Here is a 16,990-nt window from a genome sequence, read left to right on the forward strand (position 1 = left end):
AAAACATGAGAATAGTTTTACTTGGTTCCCCGGGTGCAGGGAAAGGCACTCAGGCTTCAATGATTGCAGCGGCTAATCACATACCGCATATTTCAACAGGTGATATATTCAGGTACAATATAAAAAATGAAACGGAGCTTGGTAAACTGGCTAAACAATATCTTGATAAAGGTTTGTTGGTACCAGATGATGTTACGAACAAAATAGTTCAAGATAGACTTCAAAAAGAAGATTGTAAAAATGGATTTTTACTTGATGGATATCCAAGGAATGTTTATCAGGCCGAGTTTTTTGATAATCTTTTAGAAGAGAAAAATCTAAAACTTGATTTTGTTTTAAACATTAATGTGGATAAAGATATACTTATTAATAGGTTGGGTGGAAGAAGGATATGCCCTAATTGTGGAGCAACATATCATATTGTAACAGATCCACCAAAAATTGAAGGAATTTGTGATAAGTGTGGTGCTAAATTAATAATAAGATCTGACGATAACATCGACTCTGTATTAAAGCGGTTAAAAGTTTATGAAGATGAAACAAAACCATTGATAGAATATTATTCAAAGAAAAATATTCTAATAGATATAGACGGCAATAAACCTGTTAATGAGGTTTTTGAAAGTATACAGGCATTAATGGGAGATAATAAATAATGATATATATTAAATCTAAAAATGAAATTGAGCTTATGAGAGTAGCTGGTAGGGTAACTGCAGGAGTTTTGAACGAAGTAGAAAAATGTATAAAGCCAGGAATCACAACAAAAGAATTAGACGAAATAGCAGAAGATTATATCAGAAGAAATGATTGTATCCCGGCTTTTAAAGGCTTATATGGATTTCCAGCATCTATATGTGCATCAGTAAATTGTGAAGTTGTACATGGAATACCTAATTCAAGAAAATTGCAGGAAGGCGATATTGTAGGTATAGATACGGGTGCAATTTATCATGGATTCAATGGTGATGCGGCAAGAACATTCCCGGTGGGCAAAATCAGCGAAGAAGCTCAAAGATTGATTGATGTAACAAAGCAAAGCTTTTTTGAAGGTATAAAAAAGGCTAAAGCAGGTTATCGATTAAGTGATATATCTAATGCGATACAAACATATGTAGAAAACAACGGGTTTTCTGTTGTAAGGGAATATGTTGGTCATGGTATAGGAAGAAAAATGCATGAAGACCCCCAAATTCCTAATTTTGGACCTCCTGGGAGAGGACCCAAATTAAAAGATGGAATGACGCTTGCAATTGAACCAATGATTAATGCTGGAGATTATCATGTAAAGGTAATGGATAATGAATGGACTGTAGTAACATTGGATGGCAGTTTGTCAGCACACTATGAAAATACAATATTAATTACAGATAATGAACCGGAAATTCTTACAGTGATTTAAGAGGTGAATTTAATGGTGGGTATGCCAATTGGTCGAATAGTTCGATCAAAGGCTGGAAGAGATAAAGATAGGGTCTTTGTCGTTATTGCTGAAGTTGATGATAAGCATGTATTGATTGCCGATGGAGATTTAAGGAAAATTGAAAAACCAAAGAAGAAAAAAATAATTCATCTTCAAAAATATAATGCAGTTGCTGAAAATGTAAGAGAAAAGCTATTAAATAAAAAAACCGTGACAAATTCAGATTTAATCGAGGCATTAAAACAATATAAAGAAAGTAATTAAGGAGGGTTTGATATCCTTGGCAAAGGAAGATGTTATCGAAGTAGAAGGTAAAGTAATAGAAGCTTTACCAAATGCAATGTTTCAAGTAGAGCTTGACAATGGTTATAAAGTACTTGCACATATATCAGGAAAACTAAGAATGAATTTTATCAGGATACTTCCTGGAGATAGGGTTACTTTAGAATTATCCCCATATGATTTAACGCGAGGAAGGATTGTATGGCGTGGAAAGTGATAAGGAGGTAATATTATGAAGGTTAGACCATCGGTCAAAAAGATTTGTGAGAAATGTAAAATTATAAAAAGAAAAGGTAGAGTTATGGTAATCTGTGAAAACCCGAAGCATAAACAGAAACAAGGTTAGGAGGTGTAATAATGGCGAGAATAGCTGGTATAGATCTGCCGAAAGAAAAAAGAATTGAGATAGGACTGACTTATATATATGGTATTGGTCGTTCACACTCAAATGAAATACTGTCAAAAACAGGTATTAATCCCGATACAAGGGTTAAAGACCTTACAGAAGACGAGGTTGCCAGACTGAGGGAAGTAATTGACAAAGAATATAAAGTAGAAGGCGATTTAAGAAGAGAAGTTTCGCTCAATATAAAAAGGTTAATGGATATTGGCTGCTACAGAGGTTTAAGACACAGAAGAGGGCTGCCGGTACGAGGACAGAGAACAAGGACAAATGCAAGAACAAGAAAAGGACCAAAGAAAACTGTTGCTAAGAAGAAGAAATAATAAGGAGGGAAATTAATGGCAAAAAAAGTCAAAAGAACGACAAAACGTCGTGAACGTAAAAATGTAGAACGCGGTACAGCACATATACATTCTACCTTCAATAATACAATAGTTACATTGACAGATGAAGGAGGAAATGCACTTTCATGGTCAAGTGCAGGAACACTTGGATTTAAAGGTTCAAGAAAATCAACTCCGTTTGCGGCACAGATGGCTGCAGAAGCAGCAGCAAAGGTTGCAATGGATCATGGGCTTAAAACGATAGATGTTTATGTAAAGGGGCCTGGTGCTGGCAGAGAAGCAGCAATCAGAGCATTACAAGCAGCGGGATTGGAAGTAAGTCTTATAAAAGATGTTACACCTATTCCACATAATGGATGCAGGCCACCTAAGAGAAGAAGGGTCTAAGGAGGTGCAAAAAAATGGCAAGATACACTAAATCAACATGCAAGTTATGCCGCAGAGAGGGCGTAAAATTGTTTTTAAAAGGTGACAAATGTTACAGCGATAAATGTGCTATGTCAAGAAGGGCATATGCACCGGGACAACACGGACAAAGCAGGAAAAAGATAACAAACTATGGTACACAGTTAAGAGAAAAGCAGAAGTTGAGAAGATATTATGGGGTATTAGAAAGACAATTTGAAAGATATTTTGAAGAAGCAGAGAGAATGAGGGGAATAACAGGTGATAACCTTTTGCAGCTTTTAGAGAGAAGACTTGATAATGTAGTATATAGATTATCAATAGCTGCTTCTCGTCCACAAGCAAGACAGTTGGTAAGACATGGACATATTTTAGTCAATGGTAAAAAGGTTGACATACCATCTTTTCTTGTTAAAGTTGGTGATGTAATTACTGTTAAGGATGAAAGCAAGTCATTGGAAGTCATAAAAAACAATATTGAAACTGCAACGAATATACCTGATTGGTTAGATTTTAATAGAGATACAATCGAGGGTAAAATTTTATCTCTGCCAGCAAGAGAGCATATAGACCTGCCTGTAGAAGAGCATTTAATTGTTGAATTGTATTCCAGGTAATAATCGGTTACCCTCATAAACATAATAAAGGAGGGTTTAAACAATGATAGAAATTGTTGAAAAATCTGAAGATAACACATATGCTAAATTTGTTATAGAACCATTAGAAAGGGGATATGGCATAACACTTGGAAATTCTCTGAGGCGAGTTCTTTTATCTTCATTGACCGGGGCGGCAGCTAAAACAATAAAGATAGAAGGGATATTGCATGAATTTACAACAGTACCCGGTGTTAAAGAAGATGTCATGGAGATTATATTAAATATAAAGGAGATTGCCGTAAAGCTATATACAGATGAGCCTAAGACAGGAAGAATTGAGGCAAAGGGGAAATGTGAAGTTACTGCTGGTGATATCATTACAGATGGTGATGTTGAAATAATGAATCCAGGTCATCATATAGCCACATTAAGTGATGGGGCTAAGTTAAATATGGAAATAGAATTTGTTAAAGGTAAAGGATACGTGCCATCTGATAAAAATAAAGATCCAAATCAGGCTATTGGCACCATCCCAGTTGACTCGATATTCACTCCTGTAAAAAAAGTTAACTATAATGTGGAAAATACCCGTGTTGGACAAATAACAGACTATGATAAACTTACAATGGAAGTATGGACAAATGGAACTATAAGTCCTAAAGAGGCTATAAGTTCAGCAGCAAATATACTTATAGAACATTTTAATTTATTTACCACATTTGTTGACAGCCATAATGAAATGGAAGCACTTGTTGAAAAACCGGAGTTAAAAACTGACAAACTGTGTAATGTTACAATAGAAGAATTAGATTTATCCGTTAGGTCATATAATTGCTTAAAAAGGGCAGGAATAAATACAGTACAGGATTTAGTGCAAAAAACTCAAGAGGAAATGATGAAGGTCAGGAATCTTGGCAAGAAATCCTTTGAAGAAGTAAAACAAAAATTGGAAGAATTAGGGTTATCCTTGCAAAAGAACGAATAGTAAGGAGGGTTGCAAATGGGATACAGAAAATTAGGACGTACCTCGGATCAACGTAAGGCGATGCTAAAAAGTCTTACAACGAGTTTTCTTAATTATGGCAGGATAGAAACAACGGAAACAAGAGCAAAGGAAGTAAAAAGCATTGCGGAAAAAATGATTACCCTTGGGAAAAAAGGCGATTTACATTCAAAAAGACAGGCTATATCTTATATAGTAGACGAAACAGTGGTAAAAAAATTATTTGATGAAATAGCACCGAAATATGCTGATAGAAATGGTGGCTATACCCGAATATTGAAACTGGGGCCCCGCAGAGGAGACGCGGCACCAATGGTTATTTTAGAACTTGTATAAACAATATAAGGGGTTAAGTTTGAAACTTAGACTTAATCCCTATTTTATTAAAAACAATACTTTTGAAGGATTAAAGCACAGGATGTTTTATTATGATAAGGATAATAAATCTTTAAAAGAAGGTATGTAGATGGATAAGATAATTAAGGTATCACATCTATCATTTAATTATGAAACTGATAAAAATAAAGTGCTGGATTCTATAGATGTTGAAATAAATAAGGGGCAATTTATAGCAATAATAGGTCATAATGGTTCGGGTAAATCTACCCTTGCAAAACATTTTAATGCATTATTGATTCCATCAGAAGGTAATGTATATGTTAATAATATGGATACAAAAGATATAACACATATATGGGATATAAGGCAGACAGCGGGAATGGTTTTTCAAAATCCGGATAATCAGATTGTAGCTACTATTGTAGAAGAAGATGTTGCATTTGGACCTGAGAATCTTGGAATAGAACCTGAAGAAATATGTAAAAGAGTTGATTATGCTTTAAAATCTGTAGGAATGATAAAATTCAAAGATTTTGCACCACACATGTTGTCAGGGGGGCAAAAACAAAGAGTTGCAATAGCAGGCATAATTGCAATGAAACCTGAATGTATAATATTAGATGAGCCTACTGCAATGCTTGATCCAATGGGCAGAAAAGAAGTGATTGATACCATTACAAAGTTAAATAAAGAAAATGGTATAACAATAATTTTAATAACTCATTTTATGGAAGAAGCAGTATTAGCAGATAGAATAATTGTTATGGATGAAGGAACAATTGCACTTGATGGGACTCCAAAAGAAGTGTTTAGAGAAGTAAAAAAATTAAAAGAATTGGGGCTTGATGTACCCCAGGTAACCGAACTTGCTTTTAAGTTAAAACAAGAGGGCATAGAAATTCCCAGTGATATTTTAACTGTTGATGAGATGGTGAGGTTTATATGTCAATACAGGTAAAGAATATTTCATTCATATACAACAAGGGTACACCTTTTGAGTCAAAGGCATTGAACAATGTAAGTTTTGAAATAGCAGACAACGAATTTGCAGGTATTATAGGGCATACAGGTTCGGGTAAGTCAACTCTTATACAGCACTTAAATGCTTTGTTAAAACCTACATCAGGGGAAATTTTCATAAACAATATTGATATTACAGAAAAAGTTAATTTCAAGGAAATCAGAAAAGAGGTTGGCTTAGTTTTTCAGTATCCAGAGCATCAATTATTTGAAGAAACGATTTATAGAGATATTGCATTTGGACCTTTTAATTTGGGACTTAGTGAAGATGAAGTAGAAAAAAGGGTATTTGAGGCAATGGAAATAGTAGGGCTTGATGTTTCATTAAAAGATAAATCACCGTTTGAAGTTTCCGGCGGTCAGAGAAGGCGTATAGCAATAGCAGGAGTTTTATCTATGAAACCGAAGATTCTAATCCTTGATGAACCTACAGCAGGTCTTGATCCACGTGGGCGTGATGAAATACTGAGTAATATTAAAAACATACATGAAAAATATAATATGACAACAATACTTGTCTCTCATAGTATGGAGGATATAGCAAAGCTTGTTGATAAAATAATTGTAATGCATGAGGGCAATATAGAATTGATAGGTACACCTAAAGAAGTATTTAAGGAAGTTGGAAAACTTGAAAGAATAGGGCTTGGCATACCTCAGATAACATATTTAATGAGGGATTTAAGACGTAAGGGAATAGAAGTTCCGGAGGATTTATTAACTGTTGATGAAGCAAAAGAGCATATATTAAAATATCTCAGGGGGTTAAGAAGAGATGCTTAAAAATATTACAATCGGACAATACATTCCGGGTAATACCTTTATTCATAGATTAGACCCTCGTACAAAAATTATATTATCAATAATTTTTATTATATCGTTATTTATTATAACAAATTTTTCCGGGTATATATTTATATTTGCTTTTATTCTTATCAGTATTTTAATCTCAAAGATTCCTATAAGCTATATTTTAAAAGGCTTAAAGCCCATCATTATTATTTTATTGCTAACAGTTACTTTAAATATATTCTTTACACCTGGTGGTACAATTTTGTTTTCAATTGGAGCTTTAAAAATCACCACAAACGGATTGAAACTTGCTGTATTTATGGGATTAAGGCTTATATTTCTTATTATAGGGACATCACTTTTAACCCTTACAACATCCCCTATTGCATTGACAGATGGTATTGAGAGTTTACTGAATCCTTTTAAAAAAATCGGGGTACCGGCACACGAACTTGCAATGATGATGACAATAGCCTTAAGATTTATACCAACCTTATTAGAAGAAACGGATAAAATAATGAAGGCACAAATTGCCAGAGGTGCAGATTTTGAAAGTGGGAATTTGATTAAAAGAGCTAAAAATCTTGTGCCTTTATTAGTACCGTTATTTATAAGCGCATTTAGAAGAGCTGATGAACTTGCAATTGCAATGGAAGCAAGGTGTTATAGAGGCGGTGTCAATAGAACAAAAATGAAGCAGTTGAAAATGCAAACTATTGACTTTACAGCAATTATAATAACCATTTTTTTTGTAATAATATTAATTTGGAATAGATTTTGGATTTGGTAATTCTGACGCTTTTGCATTTTTAAAAGTCATGGAGGCGTGAAAGTGCGAAATATAAGAATAATTCTTGAATATGATGGAACAAATTATCATGGATGGCAGTACCAAAAAAATGCATTGACAATACAGGAAGTTGTTAAAAAAGCAATTGAAAAAATAACTGCCGAAAAAATTAATTTAATTGGTGCTAGCAGAACAGATACAGGGGTTCATGCATATTATCAAGTAGCAAATTTTAAATCAAAGACAAAAATACCGGCAGAAAAAATACCCTATGCTATAAATAGTCTACTTCCTCGTGATATAACAGTGGTCGAAGCAAAAGATGTAGAGCAAGATTTTCATTCGAGATATTCTTCAAAAGGAAAAAGATACAGATATGTGATATTAAACAGGAAATTTTCATCACCAATTATGAGGAATTATTGTTGGCATATAAACTATAAATTAGATATAGAGAAAATGAAAGAAGCTGCTGACTTTCTTATTGGAACACACGATTTTTCAGCTTTTAAAGCATCAGGAAGCAATGTAAAGAATCCTATACGTACAGTAAAAGAAACTACCCTTAATAAAAATAAGGATATCATTACCTTTGAAATAGAAGCAGACGGTTTTTTGTATAATATGGTTAGAATAATAGTTGGAACATTAGTTGATATTGGATGTCAAAAAATAGAACCATACATGATAAAAAATATACTTGAATCAAAAAATCGTAACCTTGCAGGTAAAACATCGCCACCACAGGGTTTATATTTATTGAAAATATTCTATTGACATGCAGAACCATGTAGATTAAAATAATACTATGCATGATTATGCCCCGTTTATTGTAATTTTTATATATAAGGAGGTTTTACGAAGTGAAATCATACATGCCGAAAAAAAATGAAATAGAAAAAAAGTGGTATGTTATTGACGCTGAAGGCAAAGTTCTTGGAAGACTTGCAAGCCAAATAGCAAAAATACTTACAGGCAAAAATAAACCTGTATATTCACCAAGTGTTGATACTGGAGATTATGTGATAGTAACAAATGCAGACAAAGTAGTATTAACAGGAAAAAAATTAGAACAAAAATATTATAGGTATCATACAGGATATCCAGGAGGATTAAAAGAGATTCAGTATAAAACCCTTATGAGAACAAAACCGGAAAAGGCTATTTTTAAGGCTGTTAGTGGCATGATGCCAAAGAATAAACTTGGAAGGCATATGATTAAAAAATTAAAAGTTTATACTGGAACTGAACACAATCATGAGGCTCAAAAGCCTGAGAAATTGGAGATATAAGAAAGGAGGATATTATGATGCAAGGATTGCAGTTTTTTGGAACAGGTAGAAGAAAAACATCTGTTGCGAGAGTAAGATTGTTACCCGGAAAAGGTAATATAATGATAAATGGGAAAAGCTTAGATGAATATTTTGGTCTTGACACATTAAAGTACACAGTAAAGCAGCCTTTGATTCTAACAGAAAATATTGATAAATTTGATATATATGTAAAGGTAGAAGGCGGCGGATTAACAGGTCAAGCTGGTGCTATTAGACATGGAATTACAAGGGCACTCATGAAAGCAGATGCCGAATTAAGACCTGTACTTAAAAAAGCCGGATTTATTACAAGGGATCCAAGGATGAAAGAAAGGAAAAAATACGGTCTTAAAAAAGCAAGAAAAGCACCACAATTCTCAAAGAGATAAAAGAGCATATATGCTCTTTTATCTCTATATTATGCGATTTCAAGAGAAATTAAGCAAAAAGAAGAAAAAATGCGTATATTTAAAATAAACCATTTAAAAAGCGTAATATAAGTAAATTTTCGGGTTGAAGATCAATATAAAACATGGTATATTAATACCTGTCGCCGAAAGCGGCAGAAGAAAGACAGAAAAAGAGTTGACAAGATAGAAAAGATATGATAATATAAACAATGTCGCCAAAGAGGCGGGGGAATGAACCTTGAAAATTGAACAGTAAGAAAGCCAGTAAGAAAAAGAATGAGAAAAAGGATTTAAACATGAGAGTTTGATCCTGGCTCAGGACGAACGCTGGCGGCGTGCCTAACACATGCAAGTCGAGCGGTCTGATGTTCAATTTATTGAACAAAAGGCAGCGGCGGACGGGTGAGTAACACGTGGGTAATCTGCCCTACGGACCGGGATAACACACCGAAAGGGGTGCTAATACCGGATAAAGTCATCATATGGCATCATAAGATGAAGAAAGGAGAAATCCGCCAAAGGAGGAGCCCGCGTCCCATTAGTTAGTTGGCGGGGTAAAAGCCCACCAAGGCGACGATGGGTAGCCGGCCTGAGAGGGTGAACGGCCACACTGGAACTGAGACACGGTCCAGACTCCTACGGGAGGCAGCAGTGGGGAATATTGCGCAATGGGGGGAACCCTGACGCAGCAACGCCGCGTGAGCGAAGAAGGCCTTCGGGTTGTAAAGCTCAATAGTATGGGAAGATAATGACGGTACCATACGAAAGCCCCGGCTAACTACGTGCCAGCAGCCGCGGTAATACGTAGGGGGCGAGCGTTGTCCGGAATTACTGGGCGTAAAGGGCGCGTAGGCGGTCTAACAAGTCAGATGTGAAAAACCTGGGCTTAACCGAGGGAGTGCATCTGAAACTAAGAGACTTGAGTCAAGGAGAGGAGAGCGGAATTCCTGGTGTAGCGGTGAAATGCGTAGATATCAGGAGGAATACCAGTGGCGAAGGCGGCTCTCTGGACTTGGACTGACGCTGAGGCGCGAAAGCGTGGGGAGCAAACAGGATTAGATACCCTGGTAGTCCACGCCGTAAACGATGGATACTAGGTGTGGGTGTGACAACATCCGTGCCGGAGTTAACGCAATAAGTATCCCGCCTGGGGAGTACGACCGCAAGGTTAAAACTCAAAGGAATTGACGGGGGCCCGCACAAGCAGCGGAGCATGTGGTTTAATTCGAAGCAACGCGAAGAACCTTACCAGGGCTTGACATCCACAGAATGAGATAGAAATAACTCAGTGCCCTTAGGGGAGCTGTGAGACAGGTGGTGCATGGTTGTCGTCAGCTCGTGTCGTGAGATGTTGGGTTAAGTCCCGCAACGAGCGCAACCCTTGTTGATAGTTGCCAGCGTAGAGACGGGCACTCTATCGAGACTGCCGTGGAGAACACGGAGGAAGGTGGGGATGACGTCAAATCATCATGCCCTATATGCCCTGGGCTACACACGTGCTACAATGGCCTGAACAGAGGGAAGCGAAGGAGCGATCCGGAGCGAATCCCAAAAAACAGGTCCCAGTTCAGATTGCAGGCTGCAACCCGCCTGCATGAAGTCGGAGTTGCTAGTAATCGCGGATCAGCATGCCGCGGTGAATACGTTCCCGGGCCTTGTACACACCGCCCGTCACACCACGAAAGTTTACAACACCCGAAGTCAGCCAGCTAACAGTACTTGTACTGAGGCAGCTGCCGAAGGTGGGGTAAGTGATTGGGGTGAAGTCGTAACAAGGTAGCCGTATCGGAAGGTGCGGCTGGATCACCTCCTTTCTAAGGAGAAATACTATAAAACAAAGGCAAACTTACTGTTCAATTTTGAGGGTAAAATTCCTCAAATGTGAACCTTGAAAACTGCACAATGCGAAAAAAATGGGTAACAACAAAACAAACGAGTATAGAAGAATGGGGACACACCACTGCGTGGAATGTTCCCAGCCAATGAGAACCAAAAACTAACAGTATTTACAAAACACTGTCTATTAAATATTATTATAAGCGAACGATTAATGAAGCTTTCGTAATATATCACGATGAACGAAGCGAAGTTTGGCGTATAAAAGACGTCACAACGCATAGACGTCTTTAGCCAAACGAGAGAAGTGAATCGATGAAATATAGAAAGCGGAATTTGTGAGCGATAATAATATTTACGTAAAACATTGCAAAAAATACAAGTTAGGAGAATAGGTCAAGTTACAAAGGGCGTATGGAGGATGCCATAGGCACTTAGAGCCGAAGAAGGACGCAGCCAGCGGCGAAACGCTCCGGGGAGTCGCAAGCAGACCGAGATCCGGAGATATCCGAATGGGGAAACCCGCTTAAGGCAATACTTAAGCATCTGCCGATGAATAAATAGTCAGCAGAAGGGAAACCGCGTGAACTGAAACATCTAAGTAACGCGAGGAAAAGAAAGAAAACAATCGATTCCCTGAGTAGTGGCGAGCGAAAAGGGAGGAGCCCAAACCGGTATCATAGATACCGGGGTTTAGGACCACAAAAAGGAGTATCAAACGAAGCCGAAAGGACCTGGGAAGGCCTGCCAAAGAAGGTGAAAGCCCCGTAGGCGAAAGGAAGATACCCGAGTGGGATCCAGAGTACCACAGGATAGGCAACCCGGTGGGAAGACGGGAGGACCATCTCCCAAGGCTAAATACTACTAAGTGACCGATAGCGCATAGTACCGTGAGGGAAAGGTGAAAAGAACCCCGGGAGGGGAGTGAAACAGAACCTGAAACCATATGTCCACAAGCAGTGGAAGTCAAGCGAAAGCAGACGACCGCGTACTTTTTGTAGAACGGACCGGCGAGTTATAGGTATGCAGCAAGGTTAAGCGAGAGCGGAGCCGAAGCGAAAGCGAGTCTAAAGAGGGCGGAAGTTGCATGCCATAGACCCGAAACCGTGCGACCTACCCATGATCAGGGTGAAGCCGGAGTAAGATCTGGTGGAGGCCCGAACCACGTTGACGTTGAAAAGTCATGGGATGAATTGTGGGTAGCGGAGAAATTCCAATCGAGCACGGAGATAGCTGGTTCTCCCCGAAATAGCTTTAGGGCTAGCCTCAGGGTAGAAGATATGGAGGTAGAGCACTGAATGGGAAAGGGGCCAGAAAGGCTACCGAACCCTATCAAACTCCGAATGCCATATCAAGACCTGGGAGTCAGACTGCGAATGATAAGATCCGTAGTCAAAAGGGAAACAGCCCAGACCGACAGCTAAGGTCCCAAAGAGCAAGTTAAGTGGGAAAGGAAGTAGGATATCCAAGACAACCAGGATGTTGGCTTAGAAGCAGCCATACATTCAAAGAGTGCGTAATAGCTCACTGGTCGAGAAGTCCTGCGCCGAAAATAAACGGGGCTAAAACATGCCACCGAAGCTTCGGATCAAGAGATGGTAGGGGAGCGTACTGTACAGGAAGAAGGCCAAGCGGAAGCGAAGCTGGACAGTACAGTAGAGAGAATGCCGGTATAAGTAACGAGAGTAAGGAGAGAAACCTTACCGTCGAAAGCCTAAGGATTCCTGGGGAAGGGTAATCCGCCCAGGGTAAGTCGGGACCTAAGCCGAGGCGAAAGCGTAGGCGATGGACAACCGGTAATGAATCCGGTACCACCAAAGACCGTAAAAGAGAAGCGGGGACGCAGCGAGATAAGAGGAGCGTGCGGTTGGTAGAGCACGTCCAAGCAGCGACGAAAAGAGTATGGAGGGAAGACCCCAAACTCATAAGAGCTGTGATGGGGAGCCGAAAGGCGAAGACTCAAAGGGGCTGCCAAGAAAAGCCGCTATCGAGGTTAGAGGTGCCCGTACCGCAAACCGACACAGGTAGGCGAGGAGAGAATCCAAAGACGAGCGGGAGAACCCTCATTAAGGAACTCGGCAAAATGACTCCGTAACTTAGGGAGAAGGAGTGCCGAAAGGCCGCAGAGAAGAGGCCCAAGCGACTGTTTACCAAAAACACAGGTTTCTGCTAAGTCGAAAGACGAAGTATAGGAGCTGACGCCTGCCCGGTGCTGGAAGGTTAAGGGGAAGTGTTATCTGAGAAGAGAAGCACAGAACTTAAGCCCCAGTAAACGGCGGCCGTAACTATAACGGTCCTAAGGTAGCGAAATTCCTTGTCGGGTAAGTTCCGACCCGCACGAAAGGCGTAACGACTTGGGCGCTGTCTTGATGGGGGACCCGGTGAAATTGTAGTACTCGTGAAGATGCGAGTTACCCGCGACAGGACAGAAAGACCCCATGGAGCTTTACTGCAGCTTGTCACTGGATTTTAGTAATTTCCGTACAGGATAGGTGGGAGGCGGAGAAAGTAGGGCGCAAGCCTTACCGGAGCCGACGTTGGGATACCACCCCGAGATTACCGAAATTCTAACATATAAGCCGTAAGCCGGCATATGGACACTGACAGGCGGGCAGTTTGACTGGGGCGGTCGCCTCCAAAAGAGTAACGGAGGCGCCCAAAGGTTACCTCAGCGCGGTTGGAAATCGCGCGAGAGAGTGCAAAGGCAGAAGGTAGCCTAACTGTGAGTCCAACAAGACGAGCAGGGACGAAAGTCGGGCTTAGTGATCCGGCGGTAGAGAATGGGATTGCCGTCGCTCAACGGATAAAAGCTACCCTGGGGATAACAGGCTGATCTCCCCCAAGAGTCCACATCGACGGGGAGGTTTGGCACCTCGATGTCGGCTCATCGCATCCTGGGGCTGAAGTAGGTCCCAAGGGTTGGGCTGTTCGCCCATTAAAGCGGTACGCGAGCTGGGTTCAGAACGTCGTGAGACAGTTCGGTCCCTATCCGTCGCGGGCGCAGGAAATTTGAGAGGATCAGTCCTTAGTACGAGAGGACCGGGATTGACGAACCGATGGTGTACCAGTTGCATCGCCAGATGCACAGCTGGGTAGCCAAGTTTGGAAGGGATAAACGCTGAAAGCATCTAAGCGTGAAACCCACCTCAAGATAAGATTTCCCACCTGAAAAGGATAAGACACCTTGAAGAAGACGAGGTAGATAGGCCGGAGGTGTAAGAGTAGAAATACTTTCAGCTGACCGGTACTAATAAGTCGAGGACTTGACCACAAAAAGCATTGTGCAGTTATCAAAGTTCATATATGAAAGCATATATGGAGAAAAAATCTATCAAAAGCGAACGATTAATGAAGCTTTCGTGATATATCACGATGAATGTAGCGTAGTTTGGCGTATGAGCGAAAGCGAAAGCCGTCACAGCGCATAGACGGCGTTAGCCAAACAAGCGGAATGAAACGATGATATATAGAAAGCGAAATTTGTGAGCGTTGATAAGATTTTTTCAGAATAATATGCAAAGCGAATGAACGAAAGATTTCCGGTGGCAATAGCGGAGGTTAAAAACCCGTTCCCATACCGAACACGGAAGTGAAGCCCTCCAGCGCCGATGGTACTGCGTAAGCGGGAGAGTAGGACGCTGCCGGATTTAAAAATAAAAAAATAATGATCCTCAGTAGCTCAATGGTGGAGCAACCGGCTGTTAACCGGTAGGTTGTAGGTTCGAGCCCTACCTGAGGAGCCAAAACGTGGCCCCGTGGTCAAGTGGTTAAGACATCGCCCTTTCACGGCGGTAACATGGGTTCGAATCCCGTCGGGGTCACCAAAAACAAGGGCCTTTAGCTCAGCTGGAAGAGCGGTCGGCTCATAACCGATTGGTCCGGGGTTCGAGTCCCTGAAGGCCCACCATTATACATAGAATAAAGGGAAATTAGGCTCAATAGCTCAGTTGGTTAGAGCGCCAGCCTGTCACGCTGGAGGTCGAGGGTTCGAGCCCCTTTTGAGTCGCCATAATGATATATTAAAAGAGTTAATAATTAAGGATTTATAATTAGTATTAAAAATGCTTTCAACTTAAGAAGTTGAAGTTTTTTTATGTATAGATATATTGAAAATAATTTAATTACATGTTATATTAATATTGATATAAGATTCGTTATGTGCTGACATGGCTCAGTTGGTAGAGCAGTTGATTCGTAATCAACAGGTCGTGGGTTCAAGTCCCACTGTCAGCTCCATTATTTATGCATATTTTCAGGGTATCGACATTATGTCGATACCCTTTTTGTGTGCAAATTGTGTGCGAAATCGAAATTAAAAGGCTCTTTGTCAATAGTTGGGGTCGAAGCTCTATAATATCCTTAAATATTCTTGTTGCGAAAAACACTCTTATATCAAGCATTGCAATATAATATCCTTTTCCTGAATCGGTAAAAATTTTCATAGCCGTATAACAAGTTAGGTAGTGCTGGACTTTGTTTTATTATACAAATTCATCCATCCTAATTCAGCCTCTTATCTGGTTTTTGTTCTTCAGACCGATATTTTGCCTTGACCTTCCTTAAGATTCTATCTCACGATGTACACCCTTACTTTTGGATAGTGGTTTCCACGACCAAGCCCACAGCAGACTTTCACAGCTAAGCTATCGCTCATGCTATGTGCACAAAAATTATGCTCTGTATAGAGCAATTGCTCTATACAGAGCTTTTACATAAAAATTTAGGACCACTAATTTGTGATTTTGAGTTGTCGTATATTGTGCCTTTCACTCTGACGGTAATAGCGTCCGTCGCTGTTTTAACTCCTCCGCCTGCCAGTTGCTTATAAGCCGTAAACACTATCTTGTAAGTACCATCAGGCATATTTTTTTAGGGATAATTACCACCACATTTCTTCCTTCTTCCTTGGTGTGTTTAGTATGCCATGTCATTACATCCTTCGGTGTAGTAGTTAAAGGTATATTAGATACTAAAGTGGTCACACTGGAAGAAGTAAATTCATTCTTAGGATACCAAATCTTTGCTTCTACTCTGTAAGCTTTCCCTTCTGTACGTGTATATATAATCCAATGTTTTTACTGTTTTGTATTAGACTTATCGTTTCAGTGATTATATCACTGCTTTTTGTATATAAATATCTGACTAAAATAATAAATTGGTATTTTAAGATACAAAATCAAATATTAAACAGCTACGGTCTATAGATAAAAAACAAATATTAACGCGAATTTAACAATTATTTAATACTTACTTAACAGTAAGATGCTATATTTAAGATGTCAGACAGCTATAAAAGAGGGGAACGAAAATGCAAAGACTTTTATATGTAAATATTGCAGAAGACATAAAGAAAAAAATAAAAGATGGATATTTAAATCCGGCGGATAAGCTTCCTTCCGAAATAGAACTCGCAAAAGAATACAGGGTAAGCCGCTCCACATTAAGGGAAGCTATAAAAATGCTTCAAAGAGAAGGCATACTAATATCTAAAAATGGTGTTGGCACATATGTGTCAGAAAACGCCTCATTTATAATGGAAAATTTTTTAAATAACCTCATAAGCATAGGAGACCTTATCAAAAGCTTTGGGTTTGAGGATACCCAATCTCATATGAAGGTATACAAGGCTTCTCCTCAAATTGAGTGGAAAGAAAAATTAAACCTAAGAGAAAAAGAAGGAGTTACTATTATTGAGAGGCTAAGAGAAGCAAATGGAATAGGGATATCATATAGTTATCATATTTTCCCTGAGAGCATTGCAAAAGATTATTTTGATGAAAATTTCAAGGGTTCATTGATAAGGTATTTAAAAGAGGTTATGAATATAGAAATAGCATATTCGCTGACAGAGATTTGCGCGGTAGAAGAGGCTGAAAATGATAAAGTGATACATTATATTGGCAGAAAAATTGTTCTTTTCAAACAGCTTCACTTTGATAAAAAAGATACTCCTATATTTTACTCTCTTGATTACATGAACAACAATGTACTCAAATTCTTCATAAGAAGAGAAAATAATTTTTCATCATAA

General features: G+C 39.2%; 18 protein-coding genes, 5 tRNA genes and 3 rRNA genes. 25 read left to right on the plus strand and 1 reads right to left on the minus strand.

Going from position 1 to position 16,990, the window contains the following annotated elements; all coding sequences use genetic code 11:
* Positions 1 to 5: 5 nt before the first annotated feature.
* The 24 genes from AC0LWJ_RS10210 (at position 6) to AC0LWJ_RS10325 (ending at position 15,195) form a co-directional block, all read left to right on the plus strand.
* Entirely contained in the window at positions 6 to 656 is a 651-nt protein-coding gene (locus AC0LWJ_RS10210; RefSeq protein WP_474239950.1) for an adenylate kinase, read from the plus strand.
* Entirely contained in the window at positions 656 to 1,402 is a 747-nt protein-coding gene (map, locus tag AC0LWJ_RS10215) for a type I methionyl aminopeptidase (RefSeq protein WP_474239952.1), read from the plus strand. Before AC0LWJ_RS10210 ends, map begins: the two co-directional genes overlap by 1 nt.
* 12 nt (positions 1,403 to 1,414) lie before the next feature.
* A complete protein-coding gene (locus tag AC0LWJ_RS10220) occupies positions 1,415 to 1,687 on the plus strand; it encodes an RNA-binding protein (protein ID WP_474239954.1) in 273 nt (90 codons plus the stop codon).
* A gap of 16 nt (positions 1,688 to 1,703) precedes the next feature.
* A complete protein-coding gene (infA, locus tag AC0LWJ_RS10225) occupies positions 1,704 to 1,922 on the plus strand; it encodes a translation initiation factor IF-1 (RefSeq protein WP_284681116.1) in 219 nt (72 codons plus the stop codon).
* Positions 1,923 to 1,937: 15 nt separating this feature from the next.
* A complete protein-coding gene (rpmJ, locus tag AC0LWJ_RS10230; RefSeq protein WP_006555676.1) occupies positions 1,938 to 2,051 on the plus strand; it encodes a 50S ribosomal protein L36 in 114 nt (37 codons plus the stop codon).
* Between the two features lie 11 nt (positions 2,052 to 2,062).
* Positions 2,063 to 2,431 (plus strand): 30S ribosomal protein S13, encoded by a 369-nt coding sequence (gene rpsM / locus AC0LWJ_RS10235; RefSeq protein WP_284679825.1) that lies wholly within the window; start codon positions 2,063 to 2,065, stop codon positions 2,429 to 2,431.
* 15 nt (positions 2,432 to 2,446) lie between these two features.
* Positions 2,447 to 2,839, plus strand: coding sequence for a 30S ribosomal protein S11 (rpsK, locus tag AC0LWJ_RS10240; RefSeq protein ID WP_284679824.1), 393 nt, complete (start codon positions 2,447 to 2,449; stop codon positions 2,837 to 2,839).
* A 14-nt stretch (positions 2,840 to 2,853) separates the two neighbouring features.
* Entirely contained in the window at positions 2,854 to 3,474 is a 621-nt protein-coding gene (gene rpsD / locus AC0LWJ_RS10245; protein WP_474239958.1) for a 30S ribosomal protein S4, read from the plus strand.
* A gap of 43 nt (positions 3,475 to 3,517) precedes the next feature.
* Positions 3,518 to 4,441, plus strand: a complete 924-nt coding sequence (locus AC0LWJ_RS10250) for a DNA-directed RNA polymerase subunit alpha (RefSeq protein WP_474239960.1) — start codon at positions 3,518 to 3,520, stop codon at positions 4,439 to 4,441.
* 15 nt (positions 4,442 to 4,456) lie between these two features.
* Positions 4,457 to 4,795, plus strand: coding sequence for a 50S ribosomal protein L17 (gene rplQ / locus AC0LWJ_RS10255; RefSeq protein ID WP_474239962.1), 339 nt, complete (start codon positions 4,457 to 4,459; stop codon positions 4,793 to 4,795).
* A 130-nt stretch (positions 4,796 to 4,925) separates the two neighbouring features.
* A complete protein-coding gene (locus tag AC0LWJ_RS10260) occupies positions 4,926 to 5,756 on the plus strand; it encodes an energy-coupling factor transporter ATPase (protein ID WP_474239964.1) in 831 nt (276 codons plus the stop codon).
* A complete protein-coding gene (locus tag AC0LWJ_RS10265) occupies positions 5,741 to 6,601 on the plus strand; it encodes an energy-coupling factor transporter ATPase (protein ID WP_474239966.1) in 861 nt (286 codons plus the stop codon). The genes AC0LWJ_RS10260 and AC0LWJ_RS10265 overlap by 16 nt, the downstream gene beginning before the upstream one ends.
* Positions 6,594 to 7,400, plus strand: a complete 807-nt coding sequence (locus tag AC0LWJ_RS10270) for an energy-coupling factor transporter transmembrane component T family protein (protein WP_474239968.1) — start codon at positions 6,594 to 6,596, stop codon at positions 7,398 to 7,400. The genes AC0LWJ_RS10265 and AC0LWJ_RS10270 overlap by 8 nt, the downstream gene beginning before the upstream one ends.
* 42 nt (positions 7,401 to 7,442) lie before the next feature.
* Entirely contained in the window at positions 7,443 to 8,177 is a 735-nt protein-coding gene (truA, locus tag AC0LWJ_RS10275) for a tRNA pseudouridine(38-40) synthase TruA (protein WP_474239970.1), read from the plus strand.
* Positions 8,178 to 8,263: 86 nt separating this feature from the next.
* Positions 8,264 to 8,692: a 50S ribosomal protein L13 gene (rplM, locus tag AC0LWJ_RS10280; protein WP_474239972.1), complete on the plus strand. Its 429-nt coding sequence runs from the start codon at positions 8,264 to 8,266 to the stop codon at positions 8,690 to 8,692.
* Positions 8,693 to 8,709: 17 nt separating this feature from the next.
* Positions 8,710 to 9,102, plus strand: a complete 393-nt coding sequence (rpsI, locus tag AC0LWJ_RS10285; RefSeq protein ID WP_474239978.1) for a 30S ribosomal protein S9 — start codon at positions 8,710 to 8,712, stop codon at positions 9,100 to 9,102.
* Between the two features lie 313 nt (positions 9,103 to 9,415).
* A 16S ribosomal RNA gene (locus tag AC0LWJ_RS10290) occupies positions 9,416 to 10,937 on the plus strand.
* Positions 10,938 to 11,353: 416 nt separating this feature from the next.
* A 23S ribosomal RNA gene (locus AC0LWJ_RS10295) occupies positions 11,354 to 14,230 on the plus strand.
* A 267-nt stretch (positions 14,231 to 14,497) separates the two neighbouring features.
* Positions 14,498 to 14,606, plus strand: a 5S ribosomal RNA gene (rrf, locus tag AC0LWJ_RS10300).
* Together the 16S, 23S and 5S rRNA genes with 5 tRNA genes alongside form the textbook arrangement of a ribosomal RNA operon.
* A gap of 21 nt (positions 14,607 to 14,627) precedes the next feature.
* Positions 14,628 to 14,702: transfer RNA gene (locus AC0LWJ_RS10305), tRNA-Asn, on the plus strand.
* Positions 14,703 to 14,708: 6 nt separating this feature from the next.
* Positions 14,709 to 14,783, plus strand: a tRNA-Glu gene (locus AC0LWJ_RS10310).
* A gap of 7 nt (positions 14,784 to 14,790) precedes the next feature.
* Positions 14,791 to 14,866, plus strand: a tRNA-Ile gene (locus AC0LWJ_RS10315).
* Positions 14,867 to 14,891: 25 nt separating this feature from the next.
* Positions 14,892 to 14,968: transfer RNA gene (locus tag AC0LWJ_RS10320), tRNA-Asp, on the plus strand.
* 151 nt (positions 14,969 to 15,119) lie between these two features.
* Positions 15,120 to 15,195, plus strand: a tRNA-Thr gene (locus tag AC0LWJ_RS10325).
* 602 nt (positions 15,196 to 15,797) lie between these two features.
* Here the strand turns inward: AC0LWJ_RS10325 and AC0LWJ_RS10330 are convergent.
* Positions 15,798 to 15,941, minus strand: coding sequence for a hypothetical protein (locus AC0LWJ_RS10330; protein WP_503031437.1), 144 nt, complete (start codon positions 15,939 to 15,941; stop codon positions 15,798 to 15,800).
* A gap of 326 nt (positions 15,942 to 16,267) precedes the next feature.
* On the opposite strand from AC0LWJ_RS10330, the gene AC0LWJ_RS10335 reads away from it, so the two are divergent.
* Positions 16,268 to 16,990, plus strand: coding sequence for a GntR family transcriptional regulator (locus tag AC0LWJ_RS10335; RefSeq protein WP_474239980.1), 723 nt, complete (start codon positions 16,268 to 16,270; stop codon positions 16,988 to 16,990).

Source organism: Aceticella sp. 75b-Ac (assembly GCF_056032965.2).

Coding starts and splice junctions, on each gene's coding strand:
- AC0LWJ_RS10210 (WP_474239950.1), top strand. CDS start 6: ATGAGAATAGTTTTACTTGGTTCCCCGGGTGCAGGGAAAGGCACTCAG.
- map (WP_474239952.1), top strand. CDS start 656: ATGATATATATTAAATCTAAAAATGAAATTGAGCTTATGAGAGTAGCT.
- AC0LWJ_RS10220 (WP_474239954.1), top strand. CDS start 1,415: ATGGTGGGTATGCCAATTGGTCGAATAGTTCGATCAAAGGCTGGAAGA.
- rpmJ (WP_006555676.1), top strand. CDS start 1,938: ATGAAGGTTAGACCATCGGTCAAAAAGATTTGTGAGAAATGTAAAATT.
- rpsM (WP_284679825.1), top strand. CDS start 2,063: ATGGCGAGAATAGCTGGTATAGATCTGCCGAAAGAAAAAAGAATTGAG.
- rpsK (WP_284679824.1), top strand. CDS start 2,447: ATGGCAAAAAAAGTCAAAAGAACGACAAAACGTCGTGAACGTAAAAAT.
- rpsD (WP_474239958.1), top strand. CDS start 2,854: ATGGCAAGATACACTAAATCAACATGCAAGTTATGCCGCAGAGAGGGC.
- AC0LWJ_RS10250 (WP_474239960.1), top strand. CDS start 3,518: ATGATAGAAATTGTTGAAAAATCTGAAGATAACACATATGCTAAATTT.
- rplQ (WP_474239962.1), top strand. CDS start 4,457: ATGGGATACAGAAAATTAGGACGTACCTCGGATCAACGTAAGGCGATG.
- AC0LWJ_RS10260 (WP_474239964.1), top strand. CDS start 4,926: ATGGATAAGATAATTAAGGTATCACATCTATCATTTAATTATGAAACT.
- AC0LWJ_RS10265 (WP_474239966.1), top strand. CDS start 5,741: ATGTCAATACAGGTAAAGAATATTTCATTCATATACAACAAGGGTACA.
- AC0LWJ_RS10270 (WP_474239968.1), top strand. CDS start 6,594: ATGCTTAAAAATATTACAATCGGACAATACATTCCGGGTAATACCTTT.
- rpsI (WP_474239978.1), top strand. CDS start 8,710: ATGCAAGGATTGCAGTTTTTTGGAACAGGTAGAAGAAAAACATCTGTT.
- AC0LWJ_RS10335 (WP_474239980.1), top strand. CDS start 16,268: ATGCAAAGACTTTTATATGTAAATATTGCAGAAGACATAAAGAAAAAA.